The sequence below is a fragment of the Streptomyces sp. DG2A-72 genome (assembly GCF_030499575.1).
In the GTDB taxonomy this organism is placed as follows: domain Bacteria; phylum Actinomycetota; class Actinomycetes; order Streptomycetales; family Streptomycetaceae; genus Streptomyces.
Genome location: NZ_JASTLC010000003.1, coordinates 182,232 through 200,072 on the forward strand (window position 1 = coordinate 182,232; position 17,841 = coordinate 200,072).

The window sequence follows — 17,841 nt, forward strand, 5'->3', positions numbered from 1 at the left end:
CCGCATGCGAGCCTATCCCGCCCGAAGTGACCCACATCACTTTCTGGCGGTCTTGGCGCGCGGGCGGCCCCGTGTCACTATCAACGCACGTCCCCCCTGCCCGAAAACTGTTACGGGGCAGTGGATTGGGTGACGTGTCCGCGCGTGAGCACCAGCCGGACCGGATCCCTGAGCGTACGGCACCGGCTTTCTTTCACAAAGCCGTCGATGCCTCCTCACCTCACCGAGCTCCGTGCTGCGCGCCGTGGTTGCCGCCGCGTGCGGCTCGGTGAGTGTGCTGATCCCTGCAACGCCTGATGCAAGGAATGACGCCCCGCCGCATTCCTTCCGAGAAATCTGGACGATGCGATCTCAATGCAGAAACAACAAGGGGAGCTGAGTGCGTTGACTCTACCGACCTCAGTGGAGGGGGTTTCGGAAAACCATCGGGCTCGCTCCGTCGGCATCGGCCGCGCCCACGCCAAGGCCGTCCTGCTGGGTGAGCACGCGGTCGTGTACGGGAGCGCGGCGCTCGCTCTGCCGGTTCCGCAGCTGACGGCCACGGCGAGCGCCGGATGGTCTTCCAACGCCTTTGACACCCAGGGCGAGTTGTCCTTCACCATGACCGGCTCCGCCTCGAGGGCGGTGGTGACGCAGGCCTCCGACGGGCTGCGGCGGCTGGCCGCCGCCTTCACCGCACGCATGGGCGTGCCGGGCCGGCCCCACCTCGACGTGATCCTCGACGGCGCCATCCCGCCCGGCCGCGGGCTCGGCTCCAGCGCCGCGAACTCGCGGGCGATCGTCCTGGCCCTGGCCGATCTCTTCGGCCGCGACATGACGCAGAGCGCGGCGTTCGACCTGGTGCAGACGGCCGAGAACGTGACGCACGGCCGGGCCAGCGGCGTCGATGCCATGACCGTCGGCGCATCGGCCCCCCTGCGGTTCCAGGCGGGCAGGGCCCGGGAGTTGAGCATCGGCTGCGACGGCCTGTTCATCATCGCCGACAGCGGCACCGCGGGCAGCACCAAGGAAGCGGTCGAGCTGCTGCGTGCGGGATTCGAGCGCCGGGCAGGAGCGCAGGAGCGGTTTGTGCGCCGCGCCGCGCAGCTCGTCTGCGAGGCCGAGCAGGCTCTCGCCGCGGGCGAGGCGGCCGAACTGGGCCTGCGGCTGACCGGCTACCACGAACTGCTGCGTGCGGCCGGCCTCAGTACCGGCCGGATCGACGCGATGGTCCAGGCCGCGCTCACGGCAGGCAGCCTCGGCGCCAAGATCACCGGGGGTGGGCTGGGCGGCTGCGTCCTGGCCCTGACCCAGCCGGAGCGGGCCAGGCAGGTCGCCCGGCAGCTGCACGAAGCCGGCGCCGTCCAGACGTGGGTCGTGCCGCTGAGGAGGCTCGCCGGCCATGCGCGCTGAACAGCCGGCCACGCCGGCGGCAGGGCAGGACACACACGGCGCGGGCGAGGCCACGGCCGTCGCGCACCCGAACATCGCGCTGATCAAGTACTGGGGCAAGCGGGACGAGCAGCTGTTCCTGCCCCGGACCGACAGCCTGTCGATGACGTTGGACATCTTCCCGACGACCACCCGCGTCCGGCTCGCCCCCGAGGCGGAGCAGGACGCGGTCACGCTGGGCGGCCTGCCCGCGACGGGTGAGGCCGAGCGCCGCATCGTCGCGTTCCTGGACCTGGTGCGGCAGCGGGCCGGGGCGGGGCAGCGGGCCGTCGTCGACACCGAGAACACCGTCCCCACCGGGGCCGGGCTCGCGTCCTCCGCCAGCGGGTTCGCCGCTCTCGCCGTCGCCGCCGCCGCCGCGTACGGGCTCACTCTCGACGCCACCGCGCTGTCGCGCCTGGCCCGGCGCGGGTCCGGGTCGGCATCGCGGTCGCTCTTCGGCGGCTTCGCCGTCTGGCACGCCGGGACGCGCACCGGCACGGCCACGGAGGCGGACGTGAGCTCGTACGCCGCACCGGTGCGCACCGCCGGCCTCGACCCGGCGCTGGTCATCGCGGTGGTCAACGCCGGGCCCAAGGCCATCTCCAGCCGTGAGGCGATGCGCCGGACCGTCGACACCTCCCCGCTGTACGAGCCGTGGGCCCACTCCAGCACCGGCGACCTGGCCGACATGCGGGCGGCGCTCAGCCGCGGCGACCTGGAGGCGGTCGGGGAGATCGCGGAGCGCAACGCGCTCGGTATGCACGCGACCATGCTGGCGGCGCGCCCGGCGGTGCGCTACCTGTCGCCGGCCACGCTCACCGTGCTGGACAGCGTGCTGCAGCTCAGGGCCGACGGCGTCGCGGCCTACGCGACGATGGACGCCGGGCCGAACGTCAAGGTGCTGTGCCGGCGCGCGGATGCGGACAAGGTGGCCGCGGTGGTGCGCACCGCCGCCGCGGGCGGCTCGGTGCACATCGCCGGGCCGGGGCCCGGTGCCCGCCTGCTGAACGAGGGCGGATGATGACGCGCCGGCGATCGGTTGTGCGGCGCGCGCCGGGCAAGCTGTTCGTCGCGGGCGAGTACGCGGTGGTGGAGCCCGGCAACCCGGCGATCCTGGTGGCGGTCGACCGCTACCTCACCGTCACCGTGTCCGGCCGGGCCCAATCCGGCGTCGTGATCTCCTCCGACCTCGGCCCGCGCGGGGTGCGCTGGCAATGGCGCGGCGGCCGGCTCGACGTGTACGGCGAACAGGACGAGCAGCGTGCCCGCGACGCGCTGGCCCATGTGGTGTCCGCGATCGAGACCGTGGGCGAGCTGCTGGCCGAACGCGGCCTGCCCGTGCCCGCGTTGGACGTCTCGGTCAGCAGCGCCCTGCACGAGGGCGGCAGGAAGTACGGCCTGGGCTCGAGCGGCGCGGTGACCGTGGCGAGCGTCGCGGCCGTGGCGGCGTACTGCGGCCTCGGCCTGTCGCGCGAGGCCCGGTTCCGCCTGGCCATGCTCGCCACGGCCCGGCTCGACCCGAAGGGCTCCGGCGGTGATCTCGCCGCCGGCACCTGGGGCGGCTGGATCGCGTACCAGGCACCCGACCGGGACGCGGTGCTCGACCTGGCGCGCCGCCGGGGCGTCCAGGAGGCGCTGCGCGCGCCCTGGCCGGGTTTCGCGGTACGCCGGCTGCCGCCCCCCAGCGGCCTGTGCCTGCAGGTCGGCTGGAGCGGAAACCCGGCCTCCACCGCGTCCCTGGTGTCCGGGCTGCACCGGCAAACCTGGCGGGGCAGCGCCTTGCACCACACGTTCATCAAGACCACCACCGACGTGGTGCGCGCCGCGATCGGCGCGCTCGAGGCCGGCGACGGGAAGGGCCTGCTGCACCAGATCCGCCGGGCCCGCCACGAGCTGGCCCGCCTCGACGACGAGGTCGGCCTGGGCATCTTCACCAGCGAGCTGACGGCACTGTGCGACGCCGCCGAGGGCGTCGGCGGCGCGGCCAAGCCCTCGGGAGCAGGCGGTGGCGACTGCGGCATCGCCCTGCTGGACCCGGGCGCCCCGCACGACATCGCGCACGTACACAGGCGGTGGGCCGCGGCCGGGGTGCTGCCCCTGCCGATGCGTCCCGCCCCGGAAGGGAACGAGGAATGAGCGCTTCACGCAAGGACGACCACGTCCGGCTCGCCATGGAGCAGCAGCATGCTCACACCGGACACAACCAGTTCGACGAGGTGTCGTTCGTCCACCACGCCCTGGCCGGCATCGACCGGCCGGAGGTGTCCCTGGCCACGACCTTCGCCGGCATCACCTGGCAGGCGCCGCTCTACATCAACGCGATGACCGGCGGCAGCGTCAAGACCGGTGCCATCAACCGGGATCTGGCCACCGCCGCCCGGGAGACGGGGCTGGCCATCGCGTCGGGATCCATGCACGCCTACTTCAAGGACCCCGGCTGCGCGGACACCTTCCGGGTCCTGCGCCGGCACAACCCGCACGGGTTCGTCCTGGCGAACGTCAATGCCACCTGCTCGGTCGACAACGCGCGGCGCGCCATCGACCTGCTCCAGGCCAACGCCCTGCAGATCCACATCAACACCGCCCAGGAAACGCCCATGCCGGAGGGCGACCGGTCGTTCGCGTCCTGGCCCGGGCAGATCGAGAAGATCGCGGCGTCCGTCGACGTCCCCGTGATCGTCAAGGAGGTCGGCAACGGGCTGAGCCGGCAGACCGTCCTGCGGCTTGCGAACCTGGGGGTGCGCGCGGCGGATCTCAGCGGCCGGGGCGGCACGGACTTCGCCCGCATCGAGAACGGCCGCCGCGAACTCGCCGACTACGCCTTCCTGCACGGCTGGGGGCAGTCCACCGCCGCCTGTCTGCTGGACGCGAGCGATGCCGGCCTGCCCGTCCTGGCCTCCGGGGGGGTGCGCCACCCCCTGGACGTCGCCCGCGCGCTGGCGCTCGGCGCCGTTGCCGTCGGCTCGTCCGGGGGCTTCCTGCGCACCCTGCTCGACCACGACGTCTTTGCGCTGATCGCGCAGATCTCTAGGTGGCTCGACCAGCTCGCGGCACTGCAGACCATGCTCGGCGCGCGTACCCCCGCCGACCTCACCCGCTGCGACCTGCTGCTGCACGGCACCCTGCGCAACTTCTGCGCCGACCGGGGCATCGACACACGGCGGCTCGCCCAGCGTTCCAGCTCCATCGACGCCCTTACCGAGATGACGGGAAGCACACGATGACCGAAGCACACGCGATAGCCGGGGTCCCGATGAAGTGGGTGGGGCCCCTTCGTATTTCCGGGAACGTCGCCACCACCGAGACCCACGTGCCGCTGGCCACCTACGAGTCGCCGCTGTGGCCCTCCGTGGGCCGGGGGGCGAAGGTGTCCAGGCTGGCCGAGCAGGGCATCGTCGCCACCCTCGTCGACGAGCGGATGACCCGTTCGGTGCTCGTCGAGGCCAGTAACGCGCAGACCGCGCACACCGCCGCGCGGATGATCGAGGCACGCATCGACGAGCTGCGCGAGGTGGTGCGCGGCTGCAGCAGGTTCGCCCAGCTGATCGGCATCCGGCACGAGATCACGGCCAACCTGCTGTTCATCCGGTTCGAGTTCTCCACCGGCGACGCCTCCGGGCACAACATGGCGACGCTGGCGTCCGACGCGCTGCTGGGGCACCTGCTGCAGACCGTTCCCGGCATCGCCTACGGATCGATCTCCGGGAACTACTGCACGGACAAGAAGGCCACCGCGATCAACGGCATCCTCGGCCGCGGCAAGAACGTGGTCACGGAACTGCTCGTGCCGCGGGAGGTGGTGGAGGGCGTCCTGCACACGACGGCCGCGAAGATCGTCGAGCTGAACATCCGCAAGAACCTGCTCGGCACCCTGCTCGCCGGCGGTATCCGCTCGGCGAACGCCCACTACGCGAACATGCTGCTCGCGTTCTACCTGGCCACGGGCCAGGACGCGGCCAACATCATCGAAGGCTCGCAGGGCGTCGTCATGGCCGAGGACCGCGGCGGCGACCTCTATTTCTCCTGCACGCTGCCCAACCTGATCGTGGGCTCCGTCGGCAACGGCAAGGGCCTCGCCTTCGTGGAGACGAACCTGACCCGGCTCGGCTGCCGGGCCGAGCGTGCGCCCGGCGAGAACGCGCGCCGGCTCGCCGTCATCGCCGCGGCCACCGTGCTGTGCGGTGAACTCTCGCTGCTCGCGGCCCAGACGAACCCCGGTGAACTCATGCGCGCGCACGTGGCGCTGGAACGCGACAACACGACCGTAAAGGTAGGTGCATAGGCATGTCCCTCTCCATCGGAATACACGATCTGTCGTTCGCGACAGCCGAGTTCGTCCTGCCGCACACGGCACTGGCCGCCTACAACGGCACCGAGATCGGCAAATACCATGTGGGCATCGGCCAGGAGTCGATGAGCATTCCGGCCGCCGACGAGGACATCGTGACCATGGGGGCGGCGGCGGCCGCGCCCGTCATCGCCCGGCACGGCAGCGACCGGATCCGCACGGTCGTGTTCGCCACCGAGTCCTCCATCGACCAGGCGAAGTCGGCCGGTGTGTACGTCCATTCCCTGCTCCAGCTGCCCTCGGCCACCCGGGTCGTGGAGCTGAAGCAGGCCTGCTACGGGGCGACGGCGGCCCTGCAGTTCGCCATCGGCCTGGTACGGCGTGATCCCGCGCAGCAGGTCCTCGTGATCGCCAGCGACGTCTCCAAGTACGAGCTGGACAGCCCCGGTGAGGCCACCCAGGGCGCGGCGGCGGTGGCCATGCTGGTCGGCGCGGATCCCGCCCTGGTGCGCATCGAGGACCCCTCCGGCCTGTTCACCGCCGACGTCATGGACTTCTGGCGGCCCAACTACCGGGATGCGGCCCTGGTCGACGGGCAGGAGTCCATCAACGCGTATCTGCAGGCCGTCGAGGGCACCTGGAAGGACTACGCGGAGCAGGGCGGCCGCACGCTCGAGGAGTTCGCCGCGTTCTGCTACCACCAGCCGTTCACGAAGATGGCCTACAAGGCGCACCGCCACCTGCTGAACTACTGCGGCTACGACACCGACAAGGACGACATCGCGCGCGCCATCGCCCGCACCACGGCCTACAACACCGTGATCGGCAACAGCTACACCGCGTCGGTGTACCTCGCCCTCGCCGCGCTGCTCGACCAGGCAGACGACCTGACCGGCCGGCCCGTCGGCTTGTTCAGCTACGGCTCCGGCAGCGTCGCCGAGTTCTTCGCCGCCACCGTGGTCGCCGGCTACCGCGAGCACCTGCGCACCGGGCAGAACCGCCAGGCGATCGCCCGGCGCAAGCCCGTCGACTACGCCGGCTACCGCGCGCTGCACGCGCGGTCCTTCCCGACCGACGGCGGCCACCACGCCACCGAGGCACAGACCACCGGGCCCTTCCGGCTGGCCGGGCTCAGCGGCCACAAGCGCCTCTACCAGACGCGCTAGCAGCACCTTGAGCACCCGTTGCGCTGCGTGGGCAGCCTTCTCGCGGGCTGCCCGCGCAACGGGTCAGTCATGGCCGCATACCTGCCGGCCTTTCACACCTGTGTTCACAGACCCATTAAGGATTAAGGGGAGGGCACGCGCATGAGGGATGTCAAGAACCTCGGTCCGGGTGCCGACGGGCCGGACCGGATCGTCGGCGCCATCGATGTCAGGATTCTCGGTACGGGCGCCTACGTGCCGCCAAGGGTCGTCTCCAACGACGAAGTCGGTGCGCCGGCCGGGGTGGACGACGCCTGGATCACCCGTAAGACCGCGATCCGCCAGCGGCGTTGGGCCGCCGTCGGGCAGGCCACCTCGGATCTGGCGACGGCCGCGGCGCGTGCCGCGATGGAGTCGGCCGGCATCACCGCCGAGCAGCTGTCCGTGATCGCGGTCGCCACGTCCACGCCGGACCGGCCCCAGCCGCCCACGGCGGCCTATGTCCAGCAAAACCTCGGCGCGGCCGGCACCGCGGCGTTCGACGTCAACGCGGTGTGTTCCGGCACGGTGTTCGCGCTCTCCGCGGTCGGCAGCGTGATCCTGCGGCGGGGCGGCTATGCGCTGGTCATCGGCGCGGACGTGTACTCGCGCATCCTGAACCCGGCCGACCGCAAGACGGTCGTGCTGTTCGGGGACGGCGCCGGCGCGATGGTCCTGGGCACGACCGAGAAGGGCCCGCTCGTGCGGCATGTCGCGCTGCACACGTTCGGTGACCTCTCGGGCCTGATCCAGGTGCCCGCGGGCGGCAGCCGGCTGCCCCTGGACCGGGCCGGCCTCGACGCGGGCCTGCAGTACTTCGCGATGGACGGGCGGGAGGTGCGCCGCTTCGTCGTGGAGCAGCTGCCGCAGCTGGTCAAGGGATTCCTCCACGAGGCCGGTGTCGAGCCCGCCGACATCAGCCACGTCATCCCGCACCAGGCCAACGGCGTCATGCTCGACGAAGTCCTCACGGACCTGGCCATGCCCCGCGCCACCATGCACCGCACGCTGACCCACTACGGCAACACGGGAGCCGCCTCCATCCCGATCACCCTGGACGCGGCCGCCCGCGCGGGCGCCTTCCGCCCGGGCGAGCTGATCCTCCTGGCCGGCTTCGGCGGGGGCATGGCGGCGAGTTTCGCGCTGGTCGAATGGTGAAGAGGCCCTGGAAAACGGCTCAAGAGACAGTTGCACGGCCACCCGACGGCCTTCCTCGCATCATATTCTCCTCTCGTCGTGCTCCATTTGGCCGGTACCTCCACATGAGCAACAGATCCCTGCTTCGGCAAGAAGGAAGTGGCACATGACAGGCAATCTGAAGCCCCTGGAGATCGTTCTGATAGTTGCTCTCATCGCGCTGCTTTTCGGCGCGAAGAAGCTCCCGGAAATGGCCCGGTCGCTCGGCAAGTCCGCTCGCATTCTCAAGAGCGAGGCCAAGGCGATGAAGAAGGACGACGAGGCGGCGGCGACCGCGCACAACCCCGCTGAGGCCGCCGGGCAGGCCGCGCCCCGCACCCTGAAGGCCGCGCCAGGGGACGTGACGGGCTCCCGTGCGGTGACCGAGCCGCGCCACACCATCCACAGCTGACGCCGCGTTCCGACGGCCGCCGCACGAGACGGAGGAACGTGGGGTGCTCAAGACTGCCCGCAAGCAGGACAAGAACGCCGAGGGGCGCATGCCCCTCGCGGAGCACCTGCGTGAGCTGCGTAACCGGCTGCTGAAGTCGGTCCTGGGCGTCCTGGTCGTCACGGTCGTCGCCGCTGTCTTCTACAAGGAACTGATCGACTTCCTGCTGAGGCCGATCCTGGACTCCGTGGGCTGTGCGGACCGCTCGCGCCGGCAGGCGAACGGCGGCGTGCCGTGCGCCGACATGACCGTCAACGGGCTCATCGCGCCCTTCTCGATCGCGCTCAAGGTCTCGCTCATGTCCGGCGTGGTCCTGGCATCGCCGATCTGGCTCTACCAGCTGTGGGCCTTCATGGCTCCCGGCCTGCACACCCGTGAGAGGAAGTACGCGCTGGCCTTCGTCGGCGCCGGTGTGCCGCTGTTCCTCGGCGGTGCCGTGCTCGCCTACGTGATTCTTCCGCAGACCGCGACCGTCCTTTTGGGCTTCACCCCCCAGGACACCGAGAATCTGCTCCCGGTCGACGACTACCTCGACCTGGTCACCCGCATGGTGATCGTCTTCGGGCTCGCCTTCGAGCTGCCGCTGCTGCTCGTGCTGCTCAACATCACCAAAGTGCTGACCGGGAAGCGGCTGGCCGGCTGGTGGCGCGGCATGCTCATGGGCATCGCCCTGTTCTCCGCGTTCGCCACGCCGACCGGTGACCCGCTGACCATGCTGTCGCTGGCCGCCCCGATCGCGCTCCTGTGCGTCATCGCGCTGGTCATCTGCCTGCTCAACGACAGACGCCGCGCCCGCAACGACCCCGACGCCGGCCTCGGCGACGACGAAGCGTCCCCCCTCGGCCTCTGCCCGCAGGACGTGGACGCGGCCGAGCTGGTGTACGCGGCACCGCACGTCACCGCGCAGGCCGGCCCGGACCAGGAGCGGCGGCTGAACGGCCACGACGACATCACCTGACGGGCCGCGGCGGTGACCAGCAGCTCCCCGCGCGCAGACGAGCAAGGCCGCCCCGTGGCCCGGGCGGCCGAAGGGGTCACGCCTTGCGCAGCGGCCGCCATGTCACGACCTGCACCGCCGTGTCCGCCCCGCACCTGCTGGTCGCTGCGCCCGGGATGCTGCTCGGACAGCTCGCCTGCCCGCCGGCGTCCGCGCTCGCCGGGATCGGACGGTTCGCCGTGCCGCGTCCCGTGCGCCGGCCGCCGCCGGCCCCGGCACGTTCGCAATCCGGCCGGCGCGTTCAGCGACCGGGGCCGCACGGTGAGAGCGATCACGCACGACCGGGGGTTCCCGGGAGACACAGGCATGCTCCGCGCAGTGCCCGCACGCTGGTCCACCGCCCCTGACACAAAGGTTGCAGCCATGTCGCTTGTCCTTGGCACCACCGCCCAGAACCTCCTGTTCCGGGAGGCCAGAACCGCCAACACGTTCACCGACGAGCCGGTGACCGAGCAGCAGGTCCAGGCGATCTACGACTTGGTCAAGTACGGCCCGACCGCCTTCAACCAGGCCCCGCTGCGCATCGCCCTGGTCCGCTCCGCCGAGGCCCGCGGCCGCCTGGTGCAGCACATGGCCAGGGCCAACCGCGCGAAGACCGCCACTGCCCCGCTGGTCGCGATCCTCTCCGTGGACAACGAGTTCCACGAGGAACTGCCCAAGCTGCTCCCACACTTGCCGCAGGTCAAGGACATGCTCTACGCCGAGCGCCCGGTCCGCGAGCGGTCCGCCCTGGTCAACGGCGCCCTGCAGGCCGCGTACTTCATCATGGGCGTCCGCTCCGCCGGCCTGGCCGCCGGCCCGATGACCGGTTTCGACTTCGCCGGCGTCCAGAAGGACTTCCTGGACGACGACCACGGCCCGCTGATGATCGTCAACATCGGCAAGCCGGGCCCGGACGCCTGGTTGCCGCGCTCCCCGCGGCTGGACATCGACGAGGTCATCACCACCGTCTGACCGGCCGGCCCGGCCGGTGGTCAGCTGCCGTCAAAAACACGCCGTCCGGCGTGGTACGCCGGCCACAGCTCACGGGCGAGCTGCCGCTCCGTCTCAGAGAGCGGCAGGTCCGCGCGCAATCGCTCGGGGTGGGCGGGCGGCGGGCCTTGCCGGGCGTGTGCGAAGGGATCCTGAGTGCACGAGGCCGAAGAGGGGCCGCCCGCCGCGTGATACGCCTCGGGGCCGGCGTGGATGGCCCCGAAGGTCACCAGGGACCGCCACAGCGGGCGCAGGCAATGGTCCGCCATCGCCTGCCGGCCGCGACGCAACAACCGTTTCATGACCGCTCCCTGCACCTTCGCTCGCGGCTGTCTTCGCAGGCTGTCAAGGTCCACTCGCACCTCGGTCGAGGATGCCCGGGCCGCAGCGACTCGCCTCGCCGCCCGGGCCGTCCTGGCAATCAGTCGATACCGCGCACGACGTGGGGCTCCAAGGTGTCGTCTTCGTCGATTCCGGCAAGCCGGAGCGGCGGGACGTGCGGCAGGGAAAGATCCATCCGCTCGTTGGGCATCCTGCTGCCCTCTTCTTCGGTGTCGTACATCCGATCCTCCTGTCCGGCCGGCTCACGTGGGGTGGCGGCCGGGCTTGTACGGCCGCCGGCCGTGACGCCGGCGCGTGCATGAGGCTCCCGACGGCTCAGAGCTCCTGCGGACGAGTCCGGCAACCGGGCGGGGGCCGCCCGTGCATCAGCCACCCTGCACAACGTCACACGAAAAACGCTCGAAAAGCGGTGGGGAAAACGCTTGAGGAGCGGTGGGGAAAACGGCGGGCAGGCAGCGCCCCGGCGGGCACCGGGCGCACCCCGGGGTGCGGCTGCCCCGCAGCCGCGGCCGTCGGGCACGCGGCTGCGGGGCCGCCCCCCGGGGTGCCCCTCGCGCCGTCGGCGTCAGATGGCCCCTTCGGTGGCGGCCTTCAGGGCTCCGGCCAGATCGCGGGCCCGCTCCCACTCGTCTGCCGTCGCACCGGCGAGTACCACCCGCGGCGGGCGGCCGCCGTCCGCCGCGATGCGCCGGGCGATGTCACAGGCGCGGGCGCCGGCTCCGGAGAATCCGCCGAGCAGCAGGGATTGGTCCCTGCCGAGCGCGGTGAGGGCGGGCTGTGCGCCGTCAGGGTCGGCTTCGGCGGGGAGCACCAGCAGTTCCTGGGGGCCCGGATAGGCGTGGGCCAGCAGGTCGTAGCAGGTCAGGGGGGCGCCCGGCGGCGGTATCAGGCAGATCGTCCCCGCCTGGTCCTGGCGCGCCGCGCGCAGGGTGACCAAGGGGGTGTCCTGGCCGTCCCTGAAGGCGTCGGCCATGAGGGGTACGGTGCTGCCCTCAAGGAACTGCAGGGCTTCTTCGACCGTGGTGGACTCGTCCGCCCACAGGGGAAGTTCACGCAGCAGCAGGGCACTGTGCGCCAGCAGCGCGCCGGCCGCCTCCTCCCCGAGCTGGGCCCGGTCGTGTACCTCCGTGAGGACCAGGCCGCCCGCGCTGTCGTGGTGGGCCAGCAGCCCGACGGGGAGCACGGAGTGGGCGGGCAGGATGCCGGGGAACTCGGCCCGCAGACCGTGGGCGGCGAGTTCGGCCTCCAGGCCTTCCACCGGATGGGGCGGATCCTCGAAGGCGATGACGGTGTCGGCGTCCACGCTGCTGTGGCTCCAGGCGCGGATCCAGTCGGCGGGTACCCATTCGTATGCGGACATCTCCATGGCGCGGTCGCGCAGTTGCCGCAGCAGACGCGGCACGGTGCCCGCCGGGTCCACCTCGACGGTCATGGGGAGCGGGTTGTGCAGCGGCCCCGGTATCCGGGCCGCGCCGTCCAGCGGTATGCCGCGTCCCGACACGGTCACCGCGAAACAGACGGGGGCCGCTTTGGTGGCGCCGGAGGCCCAGTAGATCAGCATGGCCCAGACGGCCTGCAGCACGCTGCTCTCGGCCGTGCCCCAGGTGCCGGCCCAGCGGGCGAGGCGGGCGGTGTCGGCGGGATCCAGGCGGAGCCGGGCGCGGCCGGCGCCGGTCAGGCCGGTGGCGGCGGGCCGGCCGGGCCGTGAGGCCGCACCGTCGGGGGGCGCGCTGCGCGCCCAGAACCCGCGGGCGGGCTCCGGGTTCTGGGCCGCGACCCAGGCCGTGTAGTCGCGCAGGTCGGGGCGGCGCTCACCGCCGGGCAGGATGCCGCCGGCGAGATAGGCGCGGTAGAACTCGCGCAGCAGGATGTGCGCGCTCCAGGTGTCGAGCAGGGCCCGGTGGTAGCTGACCAGGATCCGGGTGGGGGCGATGGCGGGGGCGGGCGGGGTCCGCTGCGCCTCCAGCAGGGTGAGGCGCAGCAGTGCGGGGCAGTGCAGGTCGAAGCCGCGCAGCCGGTCCCGCTCGAGGAAGGGGTGCCAGTCGTCGTCGCTGATGGCCCGGCGGGTGATCTCGGGCGTGACCCGGTCGTGCACCACGAGCAGCGGTTCGCCGCCGCCGGTGAACGCGGTGCGCAGCACCGTCTCGCAGTCGAAGACCGACTGCCAGGCTGCGGCGAAGCGGCCGGCGTCGAGCGGGCCGTGCCAGAGCCATACGAGCTGCTCGACATGGCGTCCGGTGCCGGGCCGTCCCTCGCCGCCCGTGTACAGCGCCGACTGCTGGGGGGTGGCCCGCAAGACGAGCGGAGCCGGGGTGGCGGGCTCGTCGGCCAGTTCTGCCAGCAGATCCTGCAGCAGGTCCTTGAGGGCGGCCACCGATGTGTCGGTGACGCCGTGGGCCGGGGCGGTGGCCCAGTCGAGAGTGATGTGCAGCCGGCCGTCGGCGAGCTGGGCCCCCGCCTCGACACGGTGCAGGGGCCGGCCCGGTGCGCCGGCGCGCGCGGGGCGGGCGGAGCCGGGCAGCAGTTCGCCGGGGCCGGGCACGGTCAGACACGTCCGGGCGGGCGGCAGTTCGCGCAGCCGGCGCCGCAGCAGCGGATCGGGGCTCCACTCGCGGCAGGCTCCGAAGCCGGCGCCGCCCGGGGCGCCGCCCGCGCAGTCGGCCAAGGGGCCGGCCAGAGCGGTCAGTTGGCGAAGCGGGTCGAGGCCTTGGTCCGGTGTGAGATGGACCGGGTAGGGGTCGGTGAGCCGGCCCACGTGGTGTCGTAGGCTCCGCCGGCCGCTGCGGGGGTCGCTGCGTACGTCGAAGCTGACCTCATCGGATCCCTGCCAGCGGGCAAGGGCGAGGGCGAACACGCCGGTCAGCACCTGTGCGGGGGTCAGCGCGAGCCGCCGGGCCAGGACCTGGACGATCCGCTCGGTGTGGTCCTCGTCCAGGACGAACCCGGTGCGGCGGGCCTCCCCAAGCCCGGCCGTGCGGGCGGGCGCCGGGGCGGCGTCGGGCGCATCGCCCGGCCTGGCCGGCGGGGCGGGCCGGCGGGAAACGCCCGCCCGCTGCCTGCGCCCGGCGACCAGGCTCCAGTGCCGCGCCTCGGCGGGGTCACGGGCCAGCTCCCGCAGTTCGCCGATCCAGTCGGCCAGGCCGTCGGGCCGGTGCTGCGGCCGCGCCGGACGTCCGGCACCAACCGCGTCGAGGGCGGCGGCCAGGTCGTCGAGCAGGATGCGCCAGGACGCGGCGTCCACGGCGAGCTCATGCGCGACCACGGCAAGCCGGTCGGCACGCGGTCCGGCCGGACGGCGGTCCCTGGCGAGCAGCGCCCGCAGCTGGATGCCGGCGCGCGCGTCGAGCGTGCGGCCGGTGAAGTCCACAGCCGCGCCGAAGTCGGCCTCGTTGGTGAACTCCCTCTCCACCAGCGGATCCTGGTGACCTGCCGCCCCGTCCTGGGCCTGGGCGGTGAGCCGGCCGTCCGGGCCGCAGATGCGGGAGCGCAGCTGAGGGTGGGCGGCCAGGACGGCACCCAGGGCCTCGCGCAGCGCGCTCGCGTCCGGCACAGCGTCCGTTGCGAGCAGCACCGCCTCATAGCGGTGCGCTGCGCCGGATGCGAGGACCGCGCGCTGGGCGGTGGTCAGCGGGTGGCCGGCGGCCGGCGGCGGCTCGGTGAGCCGATCGGCGAGGCGGCCCGAAACCAAGGCGGCGGGCCCTGCCTGCGTCGCCCACAACCGCAGCGTGTGGTGGTCGGGGCCGTGCCGCAGCAGCTGGTGCTGCGGCACCGGCCGATCCAGGTCATCGGCGCTGAGCTCGCCCAGGATGTGGTCCAGGGCGGCACGGTCGAGCGGCCCGCGCAGCTCGAGGTCCCACCGGCTCGCGTACGGGGCGGGGCCGGGGGCGACGAGCACGGAGATCGGCGCGTGGGGGCAACGGTGAACAGTCATGGTGGCCGGGGTGTGCGGTCCGTCGCGAGGGCCGGGTACCCTCTCTCCTTTCTGCGGGCGCTGAACGGGCATGCGGGCTCCTAGAACGACCCGGCCGCCGGGCCAGGCGGCGGCGGCCCGGCCGGGGCGGCGGACGGATCACGTCCCCTCGCGCCGTACGGGGCCGGGGCGGCGGCACGGTGGAAGGCCACGCACCGGCCCGGGCAGGCGGGGCTGGCAGGGGTGGATGCGGCGCGGGCGGCGCAGGGCGGCGTATGCGTGGGCCGGGCCGGGCTGTCGTGCCTGTCCCCCATGACGGCCTCCTGGCCTGGACGTCCACAACGGTCGGGCTAAGCACGCTAGTTGCCGTACGGCGCCGGCGTCCGTTTTCCCAAGCGGGTGTGCAGCGGGGGCCGAGCGGTGCCCCAGGGCAGGGCCCGTGACCACACCAGCCGGGGCGCCGGGCCCAGCCGCGCCGGGCCCAGGCGGGCCGGCGCCCCGGCCAAGGGGCGTTGCCTCAAAAAGGGGGGGCGGGGCGGGGACGTTCAGGTGGCGGCTACGGCGGCGAGGGGGGTCCGGGCCTGCGGGGCGACTCGCTCTCCTGGCCGTTCACCGCGTCGGCGACTTCTGCCGCTTGTGTGCGCAGGTCGAAGCCGTTACGGATCTCCTTGAGCCCCAGTTCGTCGTCGCCCAGCTGCTTGCGGATGAACGTCTTGGGATTCAGGTCCTCGAAGTTGACGTCCTTGAACTCGGGGCCGAGTTCCTCGCGGATGTCCTGCTGGGCCTGGTCCGAGAAGGCACGGACCTTCCGGATGATCCGGGCCGCGTCCTGAATTACCTTCGGCAGCTTGTCCGGGCCGAAGATGAGCACGGCAAGAATCGCGAGCATCACCAGCTCAAGCGCGCCTATGTCATTGAACATTGCAGCTCCTCGCCATGTCCGGGCAAAAACCACGGTACGGGGTGCCCGGCGAGGCACTGCTTTCCTTTGTGCCGCGGCTCGACTCCTTTCCAAGGATTCCCGCAGCACACCGCTGCCGTTTCCCGTGCGCAGGGCTGCTTTTGGGCGCGGCCGCCCGCGCCCGGCCGCGGTCACAGCATGCGGACGGCGCTTTCCGCGTGCTGCTTGGCCAGGGCCAGCAGGGCCCGGCAGTTTCGGCCGAGGGTCTGGCGCACATGCCAGCGGGCGTGTGCCAGGCCCGCCTGCTCGCCCAGCACGGCGGTGATGTTCTCCTCGCGCAGCACGACGCTGTGCTGCGCGAGGACGGTCACCCCCGTCTCGTCCGGGACGACGGACCATTCGCCGGTGTGTGCCCCCAGCAGGGGGGAGGTCGCGGTCTCCTTGTAGACGATGCGGCCCGCGTGCGGGAAGCAGATCCGCACCGACTCGGCGCTGTGCGAACCGGACTCGGTCAGCGTCTGTACGGTCATGCGCTGCACTCCGGGCGCGTCCTCGGTGAGGTCGACCCGGGTGACGTGCGGGACCAGTTCGGGCCAGGCCCCGGCCCGGTAGAGAAAGTCGTAGACCAGCTCGGCCGGGCCGTGGATGCGCACCGAGTCCTCGAAGGACAGGACCAGTTCGTCCAGGCGCGTCCACCGCTCGGCGAAGGCCTTCACGTCGGCGAGCTGGGCGCGGCTGTTGCCGCCGGTGGCCCGCTGCGCCCACGCCACGTCATCGGGCCGGTCCCCGGTGATGCTGTAGTCGTACAGCAGTTCCAGCTCGGTACGGTGCGGGCCCTGCGAACGCACGTTCAAGGTGCCGCCCATCGAGTCGAACGGGGACGCGGGCAGTTCCTGCCGGAAGTCCACGCGGCGCTGCACCGGGTCCAGGTGCCGCCACGAGGTCCACGATTTCAGCAGGCCGTCCATGAGGGACCACATCCTCAGCCACCCCCGTTCGCCGTCGAAGTCCAGCTGCTCCACATGGATGACCGGGGAGAAGTAGAGCGGCCACTTCGCCGCGTCGGTAATCAGCGCGTAGACCACACCGGCGGGTGCGGACACGTGCACCGTGTGCGCGGTCTTGTCCGCGAGCTCAGCAGACATCTGGACACCTCTCTCCTTGCCTTACGCGGACGGGACGGGGACGCGAACAGAATTCGGACGGCCGGATGAAAACCGCTGGAGCATGAGCGGGTGAAGCGCTGCCCCCGTATCCGCCGGCTGACGTGCATCGCACTGTGATTCCGAGGGCGCAGGCGCTCCTGCCCGCACCGGGTGGCCGGAGCGCGGGCTCAGCCGACGGGCACGCGCTCGCGGGCGAGGCGGCCGGCGACGCGGCAGGCCCGGCCCAGCAGCCGCGGCAGTTCACGGCCGCCGCGTACGAAGAAGTGACGTCCGGGGACGGTGCGCGAGCGGACGGGCCCCTCGGTCCACTGCCACCAGCCGTCGGTGATCGCAGGCGGCGCAAGCGGGTTCGCCTGCGAGGCGAGGACGAGGACCGGTGTGCTCAGCGGACCCCTGGACGAGGGGGTGCGGGCCGCCTCTTCCAGGGCCTTTGCCAGCTCCAGGTCGGCGCGGAGCACCGGCAGCATGGCCCGCAGCCAGATCCCTTCGTCGCTGCCGGGCGGCACGGCGCCGTTGCCGCCCAGGATGTGCAGCACTTCGGCATCACTCGCCCCGCGGACATCCGCCAGCGCGCAGGGCACGTGGGGCGGCGGGCAGGCACTGACGGCAAGGAGCGCGGGGCCGGGCATCCCCGCCTCGTGCAGGGCGCGCGTCACGGTGAGGGCGACCATGGCGCCCAGACCGTGCCCGTACAGGACGTAGGGGCCCGAGCACGGGTCGGTGAACTGGGGCAGCACATCGGCGAGCAGCGCCTCGTGCGTGGTCACCCGGGGTTCGGACCGCCGCCGTTCACCCCCCGGCAGGCACAGCGCCCTGACCTCCACCCCGGGTCCGGCACGCTCCGCCCAGCCGTCGAAGACGGAGACACCCCCCGCGGAGTGCGCGAAACAGTGCAGCCGCACTGGCTGGTCGTCCGGCATGGCATCCTCCTTGGCCTCCCCCCTGGGGCGCAGGGGTGCGGTTCGAGAATCGCCGGACAGCCTCAAGCATCCCTGGAGAGCGGGCTGAGGCCCGCCCGAAGGCGAGCAGCCGCGCACAGCC

At 72.3% G+C, this 17,841-nt stretch carries 15 protein-coding genes and 1 pseudogene; 10 read left to right on the plus strand and 6 right to left on the minus strand.

The window, feature by feature from the left end; translation table 11 throughout:
• Positions 1–384: 384 nt before the first annotated feature.
• The 10 genes from mvk (at position 385) to QQY66_RS50045 (ending at position 10,463) form a co-directional block, all read left to right on the plus strand.
• Positions 385–1,392 carry a mevalonate kinase gene (mvk, locus tag QQY66_RS50000; RefSeq protein ID WP_301987998.1) on the plus strand — a complete coding sequence of 336 codons (1,008 nt, stop codon included), beginning with the start codon at positions 385–387 and terminating at the stop codon, positions 1,390–1,392.
• Complete coding sequence (gene mvaD, locus QQY66_RS50005; RefSeq protein ID WP_301987999.1) at positions 1,382–2,434, plus strand: diphosphomevalonate decarboxylase; 1,053 nt, start codon at positions 1,382–1,384, stop codon at positions 2,432–2,434. Before mvk ends, mvaD begins: the two co-directional genes overlap by 11 nt.
• A complete protein-coding gene (locus QQY66_RS50010; protein ID WP_301988000.1) occupies positions 2,431–3,549 on the plus strand; it encodes a phosphomevalonate kinase in 1,119 nt (372 codons plus the stop codon). Before mvaD ends, QQY66_RS50010 begins: the two co-directional genes overlap by 4 nt.
• Positions 3,546–4,637, plus strand: coding sequence for a type 2 isopentenyl-diphosphate Delta-isomerase (fni, locus tag QQY66_RS50015; protein ID WP_301988001.1), 1,092 nt, complete (start codon positions 3,546–3,548; stop codon positions 4,635–4,637). Before QQY66_RS50010 ends, fni begins: the two co-directional genes overlap by 4 nt.
• A complete protein-coding gene (locus tag QQY66_RS50020) occupies positions 4,634–5,695 on the plus strand; it encodes a hydroxymethylglutaryl-CoA reductase (RefSeq protein WP_301988002.1) in 1,062 nt (353 codons plus the stop codon). Before fni ends, QQY66_RS50020 begins: the two co-directional genes overlap by 4 nt.
• Before the next feature lie 2 nt (positions 5,696–5,697).
• Entirely contained in the window at positions 5,698–6,867 is a 1,170-nt protein-coding gene (locus QQY66_RS50025; RefSeq protein ID WP_301988003.1) for a hydroxymethylglutaryl-CoA synthase, read from the plus strand.
• A 141-nt stretch (positions 6,868–7,008) separates the two neighbouring features.
• The gene (locus QQY66_RS50030; RefSeq protein ID WP_301988004.1) at positions 7,009–8,043 is read left to right on the plus strand and encodes a 3-oxoacyl-ACP synthase III family protein; all 1,035 of its coding nucleotides are present in this window, start codon (positions 7,009–7,011) and stop codon (positions 8,041–8,043) included.
• A 145-nt stretch (positions 8,044–8,188) separates the two neighbouring features.
• On the plus strand, positions 8,189–8,473 hold the full coding sequence (tatA, locus tag QQY66_RS50035; protein WP_301988005.1) for a Sec-independent protein translocase subunit TatA: 285 nt from the start codon (positions 8,189–8,191) through the stop codon (positions 8,471–8,473).
• Positions 8,474–8,516: 43 nt separating this feature from the next.
• Entirely contained in the window at positions 8,517–9,470 is a 954-nt protein-coding gene (gene tatC / locus QQY66_RS50040) for a twin-arginine translocase subunit TatC (RefSeq protein ID WP_301988006.1), read from the plus strand.
• A 402-nt stretch (positions 9,471–9,872) separates the two neighbouring features.
• Positions 9,873–10,463 carry a malonic semialdehyde reductase gene (locus QQY66_RS50045; RefSeq protein WP_301988007.1) on the plus strand — a complete coding sequence of 197 codons (591 nt, stop codon included), beginning with the start codon at positions 9,873–9,875 and terminating at the stop codon, positions 10,461–10,463.
• A gap of 20 nt (positions 10,464–10,483) precedes the next feature.
• Here the strand turns inward: QQY66_RS50045 and QQY66_RS50050 are convergent, their stop codons facing one another.
• The 6 genes and pseudogenes from QQY66_RS50050 to QQY66_RS50075 form a co-directional block, all read right to left on the minus strand.
• Positions 10,484–10,783, minus strand: coding sequence for a DUF6059 family protein (locus QQY66_RS50050; protein ID WP_301988008.1), 300 nt, complete (start codon positions 10,781–10,783; stop codon positions 10,484–10,486).
• A 119-nt stretch (positions 10,784–10,902) separates the two neighbouring features.
• Positions 10,903–11,043, minus strand: a complete 141-nt coding sequence (locus QQY66_RS50055) for a hypothetical protein (protein ID WP_301988009.1) — start codon at positions 11,041–11,043, stop codon at positions 10,903–10,905.
• Between the two features lie 345 nt (positions 11,044–11,388).
• Positions 11,389–14,754 carry a condensation domain-containing protein gene (locus QQY66_RS50060; protein WP_301988010.1) on the minus strand — a complete coding sequence of 1,122 codons (3,366 nt, stop codon included), beginning with the start codon at positions 14,752–14,754 and terminating at the stop codon, positions 11,389–11,391.
• Between the two features lie 568 nt (positions 14,755–15,322).
• Positions 15,323–15,655, minus strand: a pseudogene (locus tag QQY66_RS50065) (sec-independent translocase); the annotation flags it as partial.
• Between the two features lie 170 nt (positions 15,656–15,825).
• Positions 15,826–16,779, minus strand: a complete 954-nt coding sequence (locus QQY66_RS50070) for an aromatase/cyclase (protein WP_301987068.1) — start codon at positions 16,777–16,779, stop codon at positions 15,826–15,828.
• A gap of 188 nt (positions 16,780–16,967) precedes the next feature.
• Positions 16,968–17,720: a thioesterase II family protein gene (locus QQY66_RS50075; RefSeq protein WP_301988011.1), complete on the minus strand. Its 753-nt coding sequence runs from the start codon at positions 17,718–17,720 to the stop codon at positions 16,968–16,970.
• Between the last annotated feature and the right edge of the window lie 121 nt (positions 17,721–17,841).